At 61.4% G+C, this 12,415-nt stretch carries 13 protein-coding genes and 1 pseudogene; 13 read left to right on the plus strand and 1 reads right to left on the minus strand.

From position 1 onward, the window contains the following. Positions 1-17 precede the first annotated feature (17 nt). The 3 genes and pseudogenes from ACGLWX_RS01070 to ACGLWX_RS01080 all read left to right on the plus strand — a co-directional run bounded on the left by ACGLWX_RS01070 (position 18) and on the right by ACGLWX_RS01080 (position 2,291). A complete protein-coding gene (locus tag ACGLWX_RS01070; protein WP_396236634.1) occupies positions 18-935 on the plus strand; it encodes a LysR substrate-binding domain-containing protein in 918 nt (305 codons plus the stop codon). A gap of 159 nt (positions 936-1,094) precedes the next feature. Then, positions 1,095-1,994 (plus strand): annotated as a pseudogene (locus tag ACGLWX_RS01075) (YihY/virulence factor BrkB family protein); the annotation flags it as partial. 21 nt (positions 1,995-2,015) lie between these two features. Then, positions 2,016-2,291: an acylphosphatase gene (locus tag ACGLWX_RS01080; RefSeq protein ID WP_396238148.1), complete on the plus strand. Its 276-nt coding sequence runs from the start codon at positions 2,016-2,018 to the stop codon at positions 2,289-2,291. Between the two features lie 39 nt (positions 2,292-2,330). Here the strand turns inward: ACGLWX_RS01080 and ACGLWX_RS01085 are convergent, their stop codons facing one another. After that, entirely contained in the window at positions 2,331-3,278 is a 948-nt protein-coding gene (locus ACGLWX_RS01085) for a D-2-hydroxyacid dehydrogenase (protein ID WP_396236636.1), read from the minus strand. 187 nt (positions 3,279-3,465) lie between these two features. Between ACGLWX_RS01085 and ACGLWX_RS01090 the strand changes: the two genes are divergently transcribed. From ACGLWX_RS01090 to tolB, 10 genes are all read left to right on the plus strand, one after another. Then, positions 3,466-3,783, plus strand: a complete 318-nt coding sequence (locus ACGLWX_RS01090; RefSeq protein ID WP_396236638.1) for an FmdB family zinc ribbon protein — start codon at positions 3,466-3,468, stop codon at positions 3,781-3,783. Between the two features lie 64 nt (positions 3,784-3,847). Continuing rightward, positions 3,848-5,629 (plus strand): aspartate--tRNA ligase, encoded by a 1,782-nt coding sequence (aspS, locus tag ACGLWX_RS01095; RefSeq protein WP_252108739.1) that lies wholly within the window; start codon positions 3,848-3,850, stop codon positions 5,627-5,629. Positions 5,630-5,773: 144 nt separating this feature from the next. Beyond that, positions 5,774-6,325 carry a crossover junction endodeoxyribonuclease RuvC gene (gene ruvC, locus ACGLWX_RS01100; protein ID WP_396236640.1) on the plus strand — a complete coding sequence of 184 codons (552 nt, stop codon included), beginning with the start codon at positions 5,774-5,776 and terminating at the stop codon, positions 6,323-6,325. Positions 6,326-6,444: 119 nt separating this feature from the next. Continuing rightward, entirely contained in the window at positions 6,445-7,053 is a 609-nt protein-coding gene (gene ruvA, locus ACGLWX_RS01105) for a Holliday junction branch migration protein RuvA (RefSeq protein WP_396236642.1), read from the plus strand. A 59-nt stretch (positions 7,054-7,112) separates the two neighbouring features. Then, complete coding sequence (gene ruvB / locus ACGLWX_RS01110) at positions 7,113-8,150, plus strand: Holliday junction branch migration DNA helicase RuvB (RefSeq protein WP_396236644.1); 1,038 nt, start codon at positions 7,113-7,115, stop codon at positions 8,148-8,150. Continuing rightward, a complete protein-coding gene (gene ybgC / locus ACGLWX_RS01115) occupies positions 8,147-8,593 on the plus strand; it encodes a tol-pal system-associated acyl-CoA thioesterase (RefSeq protein WP_396236646.1) in 447 nt (148 codons plus the stop codon). The genes ruvB and ybgC overlap by 4 nt, the downstream gene beginning before the upstream one ends. Positions 8,594-8,707: 114 nt before the next feature. Beyond that, entirely contained in the window at positions 8,708-9,388 is a 681-nt protein-coding gene (gene tolQ, locus ACGLWX_RS01120) for a protein TolQ (RefSeq protein WP_252108744.1), read from the plus strand. An 11-nt stretch (positions 9,389-9,399) separates the two neighbouring features. Next, a complete protein-coding gene (gene tolR, locus ACGLWX_RS01125) occupies positions 9,400-9,843 on the plus strand; it encodes a protein TolR (RefSeq protein ID WP_252108745.1) in 444 nt (147 codons plus the stop codon). A 7-nt stretch (positions 9,844-9,850) separates the two neighbouring features. Then, positions 9,851-11,062 carry a cell envelope integrity protein TolA gene (gene tolA, locus ACGLWX_RS01130; RefSeq protein WP_396236648.1) on the plus strand — a complete coding sequence of 404 codons (1,212 nt, stop codon included), beginning with the start codon at positions 9,851-9,853 and terminating at the stop codon, positions 11,060-11,062. Further along, positions 11,062-12,348 carry a Tol-Pal system beta propeller repeat protein TolB gene (gene tolB, locus ACGLWX_RS01135; protein WP_252108747.1) on the plus strand — a complete coding sequence of 429 codons (1,287 nt, stop codon included), beginning with the start codon at positions 11,062-11,064 and terminating at the stop codon, positions 12,346-12,348. The genes tolA and tolB overlap by 1 nt, the downstream gene beginning before the upstream one ends. The last annotated feature ends 67 nt before the right edge of the window (positions 12,349-12,415 follow it).

Here is a 12,415-nt window from a genome sequence, read left to right on the forward strand (position 1 = left end):
GAACCAAGGAGAACCGGGTGAATCTGGAAACCAAATGGCTCGAGGATTTCGTCGCGCTGGCCAATACGCGCAGCTTTTCGACCTCCGCGCGGCAGCGCCACGTCACTCAGCCCGCCTTTAGCCGGCGTATTCGCGCGTTGGAGCAAGCGCTGGGTACCACGCTGGTGGATCGCTCGACCACCCCGATCGGGCTAACCGCGGAGGGCCAGCTTTTTTTGGTCACTGCGCGCAACCTTGTCGATCAGCTCAACGAATCGCTGAACCACCTGCGGGGCTTATCGATTGCCAACGAGGCGCTGGATATCGTCGCGGCGCACTCGCTTGCGCTGAGTTTCTATCCGCCTTGGATATCGCGACTCCAAAAAGGGGTAGGGGAGCTGCCTACCCGATTAGTGGCGATGAACGTTGGCGAAGCGATTCACGTGCTGCGCGAGGGCAACTGCGATTTGATGCTCGCCTATTTCGACCCCTTTGCCACCATGCAGCTCGACACCAAGGTCTTTCCCTCGTTTTCGATTGGCAACGTCAAAATGCTGCCTGTATCGCTTGCCGACCCCCAGGGCAAGCCGCTGTTCACCCTCGACCAGCCCGAGCCGGTGCCATATCTGACCTATAGCCAAGGCGCTTTTTTGGGGAAAAGCGTGCATATGGTGCTCAAAAACGACCCGCGTCGGTTGAACCTGCGCACGGTGTACGAAACCGCGATGGCGGAAGGGCTGAAAGGGATGGTGCTGCAAGGCGTGGGCATGGCCTGGATCCCGGATTTCTGCATTCGCGAAGAGCTCAAAAGTGGCCGGCTGGTACGCGCCGGCGACGAGAGTCTCGATATCCCGCTGGAAATCCGCCTTTACCGCTGCTCGCTGGTCCATAAGCCCGGCGTCGAACGGCTGTGGCGCCAGATGATGAAGCTACCCCGCGACTTTTTGCAGGCCTGATGGTCACTCGGCTCAGAGCCGATGATTGTATGCCCACAGACAGGTTCTGCCTACAGCACGACAACGCTGCGAGGCAGGCTATAGTTAGGTATGCTGTTATTGATTTTAAAAGCGCTCGATATAAGGCGCACTTATAAAGCATTTTGCAAGGGAATCAACATGCTAATAAAACGAAGGCTGCTTTTTTGGTGGCAAGTGGTACAGGATGCCATCGCGCTCTGGCTCGAGCGAAACGCCTTTAGCTATGCAGGCTCGCTGGCCTTTTACACCCTTTTTTCGCTCGCGCCAACGATCATCATCGCGGTGACGGTCATCGGTATGGTGCTTGGCGAAGAGGCCGCCCAGGGGCAAATCGTCGCTCAGCTGCAGGGAACGCTCGGACTCGATGCGGCCTCCGCCATCGAGCAAGCGGTGGCCCAATCGCGTATCGAGGAGTCGGGCTTGCTGCCAACGCTTTTGGGCTTTGGAGCGCTGCTAATCGGTGCGACCACCGTTTTTGGGCAGATGCAGTTCTCGCTCAATACGATCTGGGACGTGACCGCCAAGCCTACCTCCAACAGCGTATTCATCTTCATCAAGACGCGCCTTTTATCGCTCACCGTCGTACTTGCCATTGGCTTCATCCTGCTGGTATCGCTGGTATTGGGCGTCGTGGTGCGGGGCATGCTGCAGGCCGCCAACTATATCGTGCCCTATATCAGCTTTTTTACCCGCACGGCGGAGTCGCTGGTGTCGCTAGGCATGGTAACGCTGCTGTTCGCGACCATCTTTAAGGTGCTGCCGGACGTTGTACTGCGCTGGCGAGACGTGTTCATCGGCGGTTTGGTGACAGCCATTCTATTCACCATCGGGCGCAATTTGATCGCCATTTATCTCGCCTATACCGCTACGGCCTCGACCTACGGGGCGGCGGGCTCGGTGGTCATGGTGCTTTTATGGGTTTATTACAGCTCGCTGATTTTGCTGTTCGGCGCGGCGTTTACACGCTCGCTGTTGACCCGCCGCGGGCGGGCGATCATACCGCGCAATAGCGCCGTTCGCGTCAAGCACGAGTTCGTCAAGGAATTCAAGGAGGCTGACATGTCGACCAAAAGCGTACGGGCGTTTGTGACCGGCAAGGTGCAGGGCGTCAACTTTCGCAGCACCACGCGGGAAAAGGCGCTGGCCACTAGCATCAGCGGCTACGCTAAAAATCTCTCCGACGGTCGTGTCGAGGTACTGGCATGCGGGAAAGAAGAGGCAGTTGATTCGCTCGTCGAGTGGCTATGGCAAGGCCCAGAAGGCGCTCATGTGACCGACGTGAGCATCGAGCAGATCAAGGAGGCCCACGTGCCCGAGAGTTTCACCACGGCCTGAAGGTGAAGGCAGTGGTGAAACCCGTTTTACAGGAGCGCCTCAGGCGCTCTTTTTGTAAGAGTCGATATTCTCGGCGGTCAAACGAACGATGTTCTGACGCGCTTCGGGGGTGATCCAGGCGTTGTGCGGGGTGACGATCAGATTGAGCGGCTCGCGAGTGGCCAGCGCATCCAGCAGCGCGTGCCCCTCGCGGGGTGGCTCTTCGGGCAGAACGTCCACGGCAAGCCCGCCAATCTGGCCGTCGCGAAGCGCTTGCAGCGCGGCGTGCTCATCGATGATGCCACCGCGGGCGCAGTTGATCAGTAAAAGCGTTGACTTCGCTTTCTCCAGTCGCGCCTGGTTGATCAGGTGCTTCGTCTGTTCGTTGAGCGGGCAGTGCAGGCTGATCACATCGGCTTGGGGCAGCAGCTCATCGAGACTTTGGCGCTCGTCATTCGCCTCGTCGCCGGGTCGGGCCGCAAAGCGCACGTTCATGCCAAACGCCTCGGCCAGGCGCGCCACCTCGGAGCCGAGCTCCCCCTGGCCGACCATGACGAGCTGCTTGCCTGCAAGCTCCAGTGTCGGGTAATCCTGCAGGCAGAAAAAGGCGCTCTGCTGCCAGTCTCCGGCGGCGACGTCCTGCTGATAGCGCGGTAGCCGCGCCGCCAAGGTGAGCATCAGCATCAGCGTGTGCTGAGAGACGCTTGCCGTACCGTAGGCGGTGACGTTTTTCACCGCGATGCCGTTGTCCCTGGCGGCGTCCATATCGATATTGTTGACCCCGGTGGCCATCACGCAGATCAGCTTGAGCGAGGGCAGGGCGTCGAGCACGTCGCGGCCGAGTTTGACTTTGTTGACCAGCGCGATCTCGACGTTCTTGAGCCGATCAAAAGCCTCTTCCGGTGCCGTCTGGTCGAAAACCTCGAGCGATGACACGCTGTCACGGATGGCGGTGAAATCGATATCAGGACCCATGCTTTTCGCATCGAGCATTACCGCGTGGGGCATTTGATGATCTCCATATAGGCGGCGGGCCCTGCCAAACCTTGCTTGGCAGGGGGCACAAAAGGGTATAATGATCGGCTTTGCGGGCCACTGTCTTGGAATTTATGACCACAGGCCACATATTGTCACGGCCCAACGACGCTTGGGTCATCGACGTCCTGTCCAGTTGAGCTTTTCAGGAGCCATCAACATGCCCATCTATGAGTATGAGTGCAAGGCCTGCGGTCATCGCATGGAAAAATTACAGAAAATCAGTGCCGACCCGCTAACCCACTGCCCGGCATGTGCCCAGGACGAGCTTTCAAGGCTGGTATCGGCGGCGGGCTTTCGCTTGGCCGGTGGCGGCTGGTACGAAACCGATTTCAAAACCGGCGGCAAGAAAAACCTTGCCGCGGACAGTCAAGGCACCTCGAGCGCTAAGGATAGCACCGGTGCGAAAAGCGACGCGCCTGCGTCGAGCGGCTCGTCAAAAGGCGGTTCATCAAAGGATAAGGGCGCCGCGGCCTAGCCGCGCCGGTCACGGCGCGATGCTCGCGCCACTTTTATTGCCACGTAACAGAACAGGATGAAACATGCGCAGCCATTATTGCGGCCAGCTTAACGAAACTCTGGTAGATCAAACGGTGACCGTTTGTGGATGGGTCCACCGTCGCCGTGATCACGGCGGGGTCATTTTCCTCGACATGCGCGACCGCGACGGTATTGCGCAGTTCGTCGTCGACCCGGATACCGCCCAGGCGTTCGAAACCGCCGACCGTGCTCGCAATGAATACGTGCTGCGTATTACCGGCCGCGTCCGTTTGCGCCCGGAAGGCACCCAGAACCCCAACATGCCTACCGGCATGGTGGAAGTGCTGGCGAAGGACGTCGAGGTACTCAACACCGCCGCCACGCCGCCGTTCCAGCTCGACGAGCACGGCAAGGTAGGCGAGGAAGTGCGCCTCAAGCACCGCTACATCGATCTGCGCCGCCCGGACATGATCGAGAAGCTGCGCCTGCGCTCGCGGATCTCCCACAGCGTACGCGCGTTTCTCGAAAACGAAGGCTTTCTTGATATCGAGACGCCGGTACTCACCCGGGCAACGCCGGAAGGCGCGCGGGACTACCTGGTCCCGAGCCGCACCCACGCCGGAGAGTTCTTCGCGCTGCCGCAGTCCCCGCAGCTGTTCAAGCAGCTTTTGATGGTCGCCGGCTTCGATCGTTACTACCAGATCGCCAAGTGCTTTCGTGACGAGGACCTGCGCGCCGATCGCCAGCCGGAGTTCACCCAGATCGATATCGAGGCCTCTTTTGTGGAGGAGAGCGATATCATGGGCATCACCGAGTCGATGATTCAGAAGCTCTTCAAGGAAGTGCTCGACGTGACGCTTCCCGACTTCCCGCGCATGACCTGGCAGGAAGCCATGGACCGCTTCGGCTCCGACAAGCCGGATCTGCGCATCCCGCTCGAGCTGACCGACGTCGACGACCTGATGAAGCAGGTCGACTTCAAGGTCTTCTCTGGTCCGGCCAACGCCGACGACGGCCGCGTCGCCGCGCTCAAGGTCAAGGGCGGCGCCAGCCTCTCGCGCAAGGAGATCGACGAGTACACCAAGTTCGTGGGTATCTACGGCGCCAAAGGCCTGGCCTGGATCAAGGTCAACGAGCGCGCCAAAGGGCTCGAGGGCCTGCAGTCGCCGATCGTCAAGTTCATGGAGAACGTGGTCGAAGAGCTTCTGGACCGCGTCGGTGCCGAAGACGGCGACATCATCTTCTTCGGTGCAGACAAGACCACTGTGGTCAACGAAGCGATCGGCGCGCTGCGTGTGAAGCTCGGTGCCGATCTCGAGCTCTACACTCAGGAGTGGTCGCCGCTGTGGGTCGTCGACTTCCCGATGTTCGAAACCGACGGCAGCGGCCGCTTGAGCCCGCTTCACCACCCGTTCACCGCACCGTCCTGCTCGCCGGAAGAGCTCAAGAACAACCCGGCCCAAGCGCTTTCGCGCGCCTACGATATGGTGCTCAACGGCACTGAGCTCGGCGGCGGCTCGATCCGTATCCACGATCAGACCATGCAGCGTAGCGTGTTCGAGATTCTGGGCATCGGTGAAGAGGAAGCTCAGGAGAAGTTCGGCTTTCTGCTCGACGCGCTCCAGTACGGCGCGCCGCCCCATGGTGGCTTGGCCTTCGGCCTCGACCGTCTGGTGATGCTGATGGCCGGTGCGAAGACCATTCGTGAAGTGATCGCCTTCCCGAAAACCCAGAGCGCGGCGTGTCTGATGACCGACGCCCCGGGCGAGGTGAGCGCCGAGCAGCTCAAGGAGCTCAACATCCGTCTGCGCCAGAAAGCGAAAGCCGAAGACGCCGCGCAGTAACGTCGTCTCGCTATCGAGCAGGCTCAAACACCGGCGTTCGCGCCGGTGTTTTCGTTTCAGGGCGTTTTGCTATATAGGCAAGCGTCACAGCTTTGCCGGTTGAAAAGCAGTCCGTTGTAGAGCAGTTCGTTGGAGAACACCAGCATGAATGAACGGCCCATTGAGCCGCCCCGGCGCATTCTGGGTATCGACCCGGGCTCGCGAATTACCGGTTACGGCGTGATCGAGCTGGTCAACGCAAGGCCGGTCTACGTTGCCAGCGGCTGTATTCGCACCGCCGACGGGGCGCTGGAGCAGCGTTTGGCACAAATTTATGCCGGTCTTGCCGAGGTGGTCGGGCTTCACCGGCCTACTGAGGTGTCCGTCGAGCGCGTGTTTCTGGCCAAAAATCCGGATTCCGCGCTTAAGCTCGGCCAGGCCCGGGGCGTGGCACTGGTATGTATGGCCAACCACGGCCTGGGCATCGCCGAATACGCCGCCCGCCAGATCAAGCAGGCGGTGACCGGCCAGGGCGGGGCGGACAAGTCTCAGGTGCAGCATATGGTCACTGCGATATTGAATCTCTCCGCCACGCCCCAGGCCGACGCCGCCGACGCTTTGGCAATTGCGCTTAGCCACGCCTACGCGGGCCAGGGGCTTCTGGCCACGCCCGCGCGCGGCGCCAGGCGTCGCTCTAGCGGCCGCTGGCGGCTTTGACCGCGCCTTGAGGCCCCGGCACCACTGGTCATAAGTACAGAGTCGTCATATAGTAACCCCGGTTTCGAGCGCTGCCTGCCAGCGCTTGATCATCTTTTGGTTTGGGAATGAGGTCGTTCATGATTGGTCGTTTAAGCGGCGCGCTGCTGGAAAAACACCCCCCTTGGGTGGTCGTCGACGTGCACGGCGTCGGCTATGAGCTGGAGGCCTCGATGACGACCCTCGTGGCGCTTCCCGCCCCGGGCGAGCCGGTCTCGCTCTATACCCACCTGACGATCCGCGACGACGCACACCTGCTGTACGGCTTTGCCCGGGAGCACGAGCGGGCACTGTTTCGCGCGCTGATCAAGGTCAACGGCGTGGGGCCGAAGCTCGCGCTAGCGATTCTTTCCGGCATGGACGAAGACGCCTTCATGCGCTGCGTACGCGACGATGACGCCAAGGCGCTGACGAAGCTTCCCGGTGTGGGCAAAAAAACCGCCGAGCGGCTGATTATCGAGATGCGCGACCGCTTCCCGGAATGGGAGCGCGGCGAGTACGCGCCGCTGGCCTTGGAAGGTGCCAACGGCGAGGCGGCGCCTCGCGACAATACCGCTGACGCCGAAGCCGCGCTGGTGAGCCTGGGTTACAAGCTGACCGAAGCCGCTAAAATGCTTTCCGACCTTGACCCGCACCAAAGCACCGAGGCGCTGATCAAGGCGGCGCTGACGCGGCGCATGGGAGGCTAAGTGAGCGCACCCACCGATTCCATGCCAGCCAATTCGACGCCAGCCAGTCACGGGGTACTATGCTAGAACACGACCGGCTCATCGCCGCCGCGCCGGAACAGGGCGAAGTGCGGCTCGACCACGCCATCCGGCCCAAAAAGCTTCACGACTACATCGGCCAGCCGCGCGTGCGCGAACAGCTCGAGATCTTCATCGGCGCGGCGCGCCTGCGCGAAGAGAGCCTGGATCACACCCTGGTGTTCGGCCCGCCGGGGCTTGGCAAGACCACGCTTGCCAACATCATCGCCACCGAAATGGGCGTCGGGCTCAAGTCCACGTCGGGCCCGGTGCTCGAGCGCGCCGGCGATCTCGCCGCGATGCTCACCAATCTTGAGCCGGGCGACGTACTCTTCATCGATGAAATCCACCGGCTCTCGCCGGTCGTCGAGGAGATCCTCTACCCGGCGATGGAGGATTTTCAGCTCGATATCATGATCGGCGAAGGCCCGGCGGCGCGGTCGATCAAGCTCGACCTTCCGCGCTTCACGCTGGTTGGCGCGACGACCCGCGCGGGGCTTTTGACCTCGCCGCTGCGCGACCGCTTCGGCATCGTGCAGCGCCTCGAGTTTTATAATCTCGAAGAGCTGACCGAGATCGTATCCCGCTCGGCGAGGCTTTTGAACGTCGAAACTGACGAGGAGGGCGCCATCGAAGTGGCGCGGCGCTCGCGCGGCACGCCGCGGATCGCCAACCGGCTTTTACGCCGCGTGCGCGATTACGCCGACATCAAGGGCGACGGCGTCGTTAACGCTGCGTTGGCGGACGCCGCGCTCAATATGCTAAACGTGGATCATCACGGGCTCGATCACATGGATCGGCGTTTGCTGCTCGCCATGATCGATAAGTTCGATGGCGGCCCGGTCGGCGTGGATTCGCTCTCGGCGGCGATCGGCGAGGAGCGCGACACCATCGAGGATGTGATCGAGCCTTACCTGATCCAGCAGGGGCTTATGATGCGCACGCCGCGTGGGCGAATGGTGACGCGCCAAGCCTGGCTGCATTTCGACCGCGTGCCCCATGAGCAGAGCGTCGATGTGGAAGGGGAACGCCGCCCGTGAGCCAATCCGAACAGCTTAAAAGCGAACAACCACAGGCGTTTCACCTGCCGGTGCGCGTTTACATCGAGGATACCGACGCCGGCGGCATCGTCTACTACGTTAACTATTTGAAGTTCATGGAGCGCGCTCGCAGCGAATGGCTACGGGCATTGGGCTTTGCCCAGCAAACGCTGCTGGACGAAGGCACGCAGCTAGTGGTATACCGCTTGGCTTGTCACTACAGCAGACCGGCAAGGCTCGACGATGCGCTCAGCGTCGATGCGCATGTCGAGAGCATGGGCCGCTGCAGGATGACGTTCGAGCAGCGCGTTTGGCGAAATGAGGAACTCCTTTGCCGCGCGACAGTCGAGATAGCCTGCCTTGACCGCCAATCGCTGCGCCCCCGGGCCTGGCCCGAAGCGCTTAGCGAGCTTTTTGCCGAGCGCCAGACGTCATCGGCCTGACGCTTAAGTGCGGCGCTTTAGAAGCATTTGAGCGGGGCTTTGTATTTAACCGACGGACCACCCAGGCGCGTTTGCGCTGACTGACCAATGAGGGCCACTGTGAACGATAACACCATGTCTATCCCCCACCTGATAATGAGTGCCAGCACCGTCGTACAGCTGGTCATGCTGCTGCTAGTGGCGGGGTCGATCCTCTCATGGGTGGTGATTTTCCAGCGCAGTATCGCCCTGCGTCGCGCCAAGCGCGAGTACAGCGAGTTCGAAGAGTCGTTTTGGTCCGGGGTAGATCTCAACGAGCTTTACCGCGACATTCCCGCCGACGACCCGCGCCACGGCGCCGAGCACATCTTTCAATCCGGTTTTCGCGAGTTCAACCGTTTGATGCCCAAAACGCGCAACCCGGACACGGTTCTGGAAGGCGTTCAGCGCAGCATGCGGGTAGCCTGGTCGCGCGAAGAGGACCGTCTGACGCAGCATCTGACGTTTCTGGCCACCGTTGCCTCGGCAAGCCCTTATATCGGTCTTTTCGGCACGGTGTGGGGCATCATGGGCTCGTTTCAAGCGCTGTCGTTTTCCCAGCAAGCCACGCTTGCCACCGTCGCGCCCTGGATCGCCGAGGCGCTGATCGCGACCGCCATGGGCCTTTTCGCAGCTATCCCGGCGGTCATTTTCTATAACCGCCTCTCCAACGATGTCGGCCGACTACTGGGCAAGTACGAAGACTTTGCCGAAGAGTTTCACGCCATTTTGCATCGCAATCTGCAGGGTCGCGATAGCACCAAAAGCGTCGGCTAAGGGAGTTCGCCATGCACGGGCCATTCAATCGCGGCGGCAAGAAAAAGCCGATGGGCGAGATCAACGTCGTTCCTTTCATCGACGTCATGCTGGTACTGCTGGTGATCTTCATGATCACGACCCCCATGCTGACCCAGGGCGTTCAGGTCGACCTGCCCCAGGTCAGCTCCGAGCCCATCGAGGATCAGGAAGACAATGATCCCATCATTATCTCCGTCGATGACGAGGGCAGCTTCTATATCACTTTGGGCGAAGACACCAACAGCGTCACCATCGACGAAGTTTCCGAGCGCGTCGTCGCCATTTTGCAGCGCGTGCCCAATACACCGGTCATGGTACGTGGCGATCGCAATGTGCCTTACGGTCAGATCGTGGTGCTGATGAGTACGCTTCAGCGTGCGGGCGTCGCCAACGTGGGGCTGCTTTCCGAGCCGCCGCAGGACGCTCAAGGGTAACGCTTTTATGGCCCATGACGCTTTTCGTGATCCCCAGGACGTCGGCTACACCTGGCCTACGGTGCTCGCCGTGGCGGTGCACGCGCTGATTCTTCTTTTCAGCCTCGTGAGCTGGCCATCGTCCACCGAGGAGCCGGATACTACCTCGATCGTCCAGGCGACGTTTGTGAGTACCGAAACCTTCACCGACCAGGCGCAGCAGGCGATCGAGCAGCAGGCCGCGCTCGAAAGCGGCGCCAGTAGCGACACCCAACAGGCGCCGGAGCCTGCGCCGGAACCCGAACCCGAACCGCAGCCAGAGCCTGAATCAGAGCAAAGCACTGCCCAGGCTGACGCCGAGGCGGCAGCCGAAGCCGCCGCGGCGGAGCGCGCCCGGGCGCTGGAAGAAGCCGAAGCCGAAGCGGAGCGTCGCGCCGAGGAGGCCGAGCAGCTTGCCCAGGAGCGCGAAGCCCAGGCTCAGGCCCGCGAAGAGGAGGCCCAGCGGCTCGCCGAGGAGCGTGCCGCCGAAGAGCAGGCCCGCGCCGAGGCGGAAGCCGAACAGCAAAGGCTTCGTGAAGAGCAGGCCCGCCAGGAGCGCGAAGCCGAGCGCCAACGCGAGGAGGAAGCGCGCCGCGAGGCAGAAGCCGAAGCCCAGGCCGAGCGCGAACGCCAGGCCGAAGCGGAAGCCGAGCGTCAGCGCGAAGAGGAAGCACGCCGCGAAGCAGAAGCAGAAGCAGAAGCCCAAGCCGAGCGCGAACGCGAACGCGAACGCGAAGAGGCGGCACGGCGTGAGCGGGAAGCAGAAGAGCAGCGTCAGCGTGAGGCCGAGGCACAGCGTGAACGCGAAGCCGAAGCACAGCGTCAGCGCGAGGCGGAAGCCGCCATGCAGCGCCAGCTCGAAGGCGAGGCGGCGGCTGCCGCGGCCAACGCCCAGCAAGCGCAGCAGGCGGCGAACAACTTCAGCAACCTGGTGCAGCGCGCGGTGGAGCAGGCCTGGATCATCCCGGGAGGCGCCGACAATCTGCGCGCGGTAATAAGTGCGCGCTTGGGGCCCTCGGGAGAAGTTCTATTGACTAATATAGTAACGTCGAGCGGCAACAGCGCTTTCGATCAATCCGCCGTTCAGGCGGTCGAACAAGCCGCACCGTTTCGCGAACTGCTACAGCTAACGCCGGAACAGCAGCGCGATATACGATCGCGTCCGATAAACTTTAACTTCACTCCATCGGGGGTACGTTGATGCAGACCTTGAGTAAAGCCTGGCTATTTTGTGTGCTGCTGCTGATCAGCAGCGTCGCAAGTGCCAACCTGACGATCGAAATCACGCGTGGCAGTGACCAGGCACTTCCCATTGGCGTCGTGCCCTTCGAAGGGGGCGAAGGCTTCCCGGAAGACGTGGCGCAAATCGTGCAGGATGACCTGGAGCGTAGCGGCATGTTCGCGCCGCTCGAGCGCAGCGCCATGTTCGAACGCCCAAGCCAGGCAAGCGACGTTGAGTTCGGCACGTGGCGTTCGCTGGATACGCGGTACCTGGTGGTCGGGCGTGCCCAGCAAACCGGCGGCGGCTATCAACTTCAGTTCGATCTGATGGATATCAGCGGCCAAACGCGCATGATCGGCGAAACCGTCAATGTCAGCGGCAACGACTTACGCGGTGCTGCCCACTACATCAGCGACCAGGTATTCGAGGCGATCACCGACATCCGCGGCGCGTTCTCGACTAAAATCGCTTACGTCACCGCTCAGGGGCTGGGCGATAACATGCAGTTTGGTCTGTACGTGGCGGACGCCGACGGTGCCCGCAGCCAGCAGGTGCTGACGTCGGATCAGCCAATCATGTCACCGGCCTGGTCCCCGGATGGACGTAAACTGGCCTATGTTTCCTTTGAAACCGAGCGCCCGGCGATCTATATTCAGGATGTTTCGAGCGGTCAGCGCGTACAGGCGACCTCGTTCGAGGGCATCAACGGCGCGCCCGCCTGGTCGCCAGACGGCCGCCGCCTGGCAATGTCGCTTTCCAAGGATGGCCAGCCGGATATCTACGTACTCGATATCGGCAGCCGCTCGCTCAACCGCTTGACCGACAGCAACAGCATCGACACCGAGCCGGCCTTTTCGCCCAACGGCGCCAACATTTTGTTCACCTCGGATCGCAGCGGCGGCCCCCAGATCTATCAGATGTCCGCCAACGGCGGTAACGCCAACCGGGTGACTTACACCGGCAACTACAACGCTCGCGGGCGCTATTCACCTGAAGGCGATCAGATCTTTTTGGTCCACCGATCGGACCGCGGTTATCAGGTCGCGCGCCAGGAACTCGACGGTGGCCGGTTGGTGGTCTTGAGCGAGTCAACGCGGGATGAATCTCCTAGTGTTGCGCCGAACGGGACCATGGTAATCTTCGCTACCCAACAGGGTGGAAGTGGCTTTTTGAGTGCCGTTTCGGCGGATGGCCGCTCGTCATTCAGACTGCCGGCAGCACAGGGTGAAGTACGCGACCCCGCGTGGTCTCCCTTTTTAAACTGACGTTCAATTCCAAAACGTTGAACGACAGAAACGTTGAACAACATTGAATTCTGTTTTTCAGGCAAGG

This window comes from Halomonas sp. HMF6819 (genome assembly GCF_044335525.1).
Classification (GTDB): Bacteria; Pseudomonadota; Gammaproteobacteria; order Pseudomonadales; family Halomonadaceae; genus Vreelandella.